Origin of the sequence: Streptomyces sp. NPDC059248, assembly GCF_042753905.1 — a bacterium.
Taxonomy (GTDB): Bacteria; Actinomycetota; Actinomycetes; order Streptomycetales; family Streptomycetaceae; genus Streptomyces.
Map to the genome: position 1 here is coordinate 1 of NZ_JBHYZV010000164.1, position 3,376 is coordinate 3,376.

Consider the following 3,376-nt stretch of genomic DNA (forward strand, 5'->3'; position numbering starts at 1 on the left):
GCCCACCACCCCCCCCCCCCCCCCCCGGGGGGCGCCCCCCCCCCCCGGGGGGGGGCCACGCCACCGCCCCCGCGGGGGGGGCCCCCCCCCCCCCCCCCGCTTCGCCTTCGTCGGTACGGGCTACTGCGCGCCCGGCCGCACCAGGCCGCTCTCGTACGCGTACACCGCCGCCTGCACCCGGTCCCGCAGCCCCAGCTTGGTCAGCACATGACCCACATGAGTCTTCACCGTCGTCTCACTGACGAACAGATCCGCCGCGATCTCCGCATTCGACAGACCCCGCGCGACCAGCTTCAACACCTCGACCTCGCGGTCCGTCAGCGTATGCAGCGTGTCCGGCACCGGCTCGTCGCCCGAGGGCAGATGCCCCGCGTACTTGTCCAGCAGCCGCCGTGTGATGCTGGGCGCCAGCATCGCCTCACCCGCGGCGACCACCCGGATCGCCTGCACCAGCTCATTCGCCGGGGCGTCCTTCAGCAGAAAACCACTCGCCCCCGCCCGCAGCGCCTCCACCACGTACTCGTCGAGATCGAACGTGGTCAGCACCAGCACCTTCGCCGGACCGTCCCGCCCCGGCCCGGTGATCTGCCGGGTCGCCTCCACCCCGTCCATCCGCGGCATCCGGATATCCATCAACACCACATCGGGCTGAAGCGCCCGCACCTGGTCGAGCGCCTGAAGACCGTCCCCGGCCTCACCCACGACCGCGATGTCCTGCTCCGCCTCGAGAATCATCCGAAAGCCGGTACGCAGCAGCGGCTGATCGTCGACCAGCAGAACGCGGATTGCCACAGGAACTCCTCACACTCGGTCGGAGCCCATTCTGCCCTGCCCCTCCGCCACCGGCCGCGCCGGGGAAACGCTCAGCGGATACACCGGGGGAACCCCGCCGAACTCCGGACAGTGCGCCTGGTGGTCGCACCAGCCGCACAGCTTCGTCGGCCGGGGCCGCCACTCACCCGTCTCGGTGGCCAGCCGGATCGCCTCCCACAACGCCAGCAGCTTCCGCTCCACCCGCTCCAGATCACCCGGCACCGGGTCATAAGTGATCACATCGCCGCTGCCCAGATACACCAGCTGGAGCCGGCGCGGCAGCACCTTCTTCAGCCGCCACACCACCAAGGCGTAGAACTTCATCTGGAACAGCGCGCCCTCCCCGTACTCCGGACGCGGCGCCTTCCCCGTCTTGTAGTCGACGATCCGCACCTCACCCGTCGGCGCGACATCCACCCGGTCGATCACCCCCCGCAACCGCAGCCCCGACTCCAGCTCCGCCTCCACGAACAGCTCCCGCTCCGCCGGCTCCAGACGCGTCGGATCCTCCAGCCCGAACCACCGCTCCACCAGCGACTCCGCCTCACCCAGCCACCGCGCGAGCCGCTCCCCGCCCTCGTCGTCGGCGAACAGCTCACCCAGCTCGGGACGGCCCTCCAGCAGCCGCTGCCACTGCCCCGGAACCAGCGCCTTCGCCCGCGGCGCCGTACGCTCCGCGGCCGGGGCGTCGAAAAGCCGCTCCAGCACCGCATGCACCAGCGTCCCCCGCGTGGCGGCCGCACTCGGCTTCTCCGGCAGCCGGTCGATCACCCGGAACCGGTACAACAGCGGACACTGCATGAAGTCGTTCGCCCGCGACGGCGACAGCGACGCCGGGGGTGCAGCCGGTGCAGCCGGGACGGACGCCGGGGACGCAACCGACACCGCCGAACCCGCGGACTCCGCGGAAGTGGCCTGACTCGTACTCATGACTCAGACCCTACGGCCCGCCACTGACAGCGAGCGCAATACCATCGACGTCACAGGACCGGGCACTGCATGATCGGAGCGTCGAATCATCGAGCGAGAGATGATCGAAGCAGAGGACCACCGGCCATCTCGCGACGAAGGGACCCCGTGAACGACCACGACCCGACGAACGGCTCGGGCCACGAGCGCTCACGCGCCACGTCCGGCGGCGACGGCACGCCCCCGGACCACGACGACGCCAAGCGCAAACGGCGCGACGGCCCCGGCGGCGGCCTCCTCATGGGCCGCCCCTTCGGCGTGCCCGTCTACGTCGCCCCCAGCTGGTTCCTCGTCGCCGCACTGATCACCTGGGTATTCGGCGACCAGCTCAACCGCGTCCTGCCCGAGCTGGGCGGCCTCAACTACCTGGTCTCCCTCTTCTTCGCCGTCGCCTTCTACGCCTCCGTCCTCGTCCACGAACTCGCCCACACCGTCGCCGCCCTCCACTACAAACTCCCGGTCCGCCGCATCCAGCTCCAGTTCTTCGGCGGCTCGTCCGAGATCGAGAAGGAATCCGAGAACCCCGGCCGGGAATTCGTCATCGCCGTCGTCGGACCCCTGCTCTCCCTCGTCCTCGCGGGCATCTTCTACCTCGGCATGAAAGCCGTGGAACCCGGAACGGTCCCCGGCGTCCTGCTCGCCGGACTGATGATCTCCAACCTCATCGTCGCGATCTTCAACCTCCTCCCCGGGCTCCCCCTCGACGGCGGCCGGATGCTCAGAGCCGTCGTCTGGAAGATCACCGGCAAACCCATGAGCGGCACCGTCGCCGCCGCCTGGGTCGGCCGCGCCCTCGCCGTCGCTGTCCTCATCGGCCTCCCCCTCTTCACCCACTCCGGCGCCCTCGGCACCCCAGGCCAGGAAATCGGCGGCATGCAATCCGTCACCGACGCCCTACTCGCCGCCATCCTCGCCGCCATCATCTGGACCGGCGCAGGCAACAGCCTGCGCACCGCCCGGCTCCGCGAACACCTCCCCGACCTCGCCGCCCGCACCCTCACCCGCCGAGCCGTCCCCGTCGAAGCCGACACCCCCCTCTCCGAAGCACTGCGCCGCGCCAACGAAGCCGGAGCCCGCGCCCTCGTCGTCGTCGACGGCCAAGGCCGGCCCACCGCCCTCGTCCGCGAAGCCGCCATCGTCGGCGTACCCCAGCACCGCCGCCCCTGGGTCGCCGTCGGCACCCTCGCCCAACCCCTCACCGACGGCATGCGCATGCCCGCCGACCTCGTCGGCGAACCCCTCCTCGAACACCTGCGCACCACCCCCGCCACCGAATACCTCGTCGTCGAAGACACCGGCGAGATCTACGGCGTCCTCTCCACCACCGACGTCGAACGCGCCTTCGTCGCCGCCATGACGCGGTAACTCTTTGTGGCTCGGTTCGCCTCCGGGGCGCTTAAGCCCCTTTTTTTCAAGGCTCGGTTCGCCTCCGGGGCGCTTAAGCCGTGTTCTTCAGTCGATCGTGCTCGACCGCTCGTTCCTCGCGGCCTGCGCGCGTTCTCCTTCCAGACCACGACGCGCCCCTTCGGCTCACTCGCCGTCCCGGGGCGAGGCTGCCCGGTTTGAGGGGGCCGGGGCGCGCGTTCTCCTTCCC

The 3,376-nt window shown here is 70.6% G+C and carries 3 protein-coding genes; 1 reads left to right on the plus strand and 2 read right to left on the minus strand.

Features of this window, described 5'->3' with window-relative positions:
* Positions 1–120: 120 nt before the first annotated feature.
* Positions 121–792, minus strand: coding sequence for a response regulator transcription factor (locus ACFXG1_RS32995; protein WP_030356234.1), 672 nt, complete (start codon positions 790–792; stop codon positions 121–123).
* A gap of 9 nt (positions 793–801) precedes the next feature.
* Positions 802–1,743 (minus strand): RecB family exonuclease, encoded by a 942-nt coding sequence (locus ACFXG1_RS33000; protein ID WP_384721432.1) that lies wholly within the window; start codon positions 1,741–1,743, stop codon positions 802–804.
* Between the two features lie 147 nt (positions 1,744–1,890).
* Here ACFXG1_RS33000 and ACFXG1_RS33005 point away from each other — a divergent pair, with 147 nt between their 5' ends.
* The gene (locus ACFXG1_RS33005) at positions 1,891–3,147 is read left to right on the plus strand and encodes a site-2 protease family protein (RefSeq protein WP_384745863.1); all 1,257 of its coding nucleotides are present in this window, start codon (positions 1,891–1,893) and stop codon (positions 3,145–3,147) included.
* The last annotated feature ends 229 nt before the right edge of the window (positions 3,148–3,376 follow it).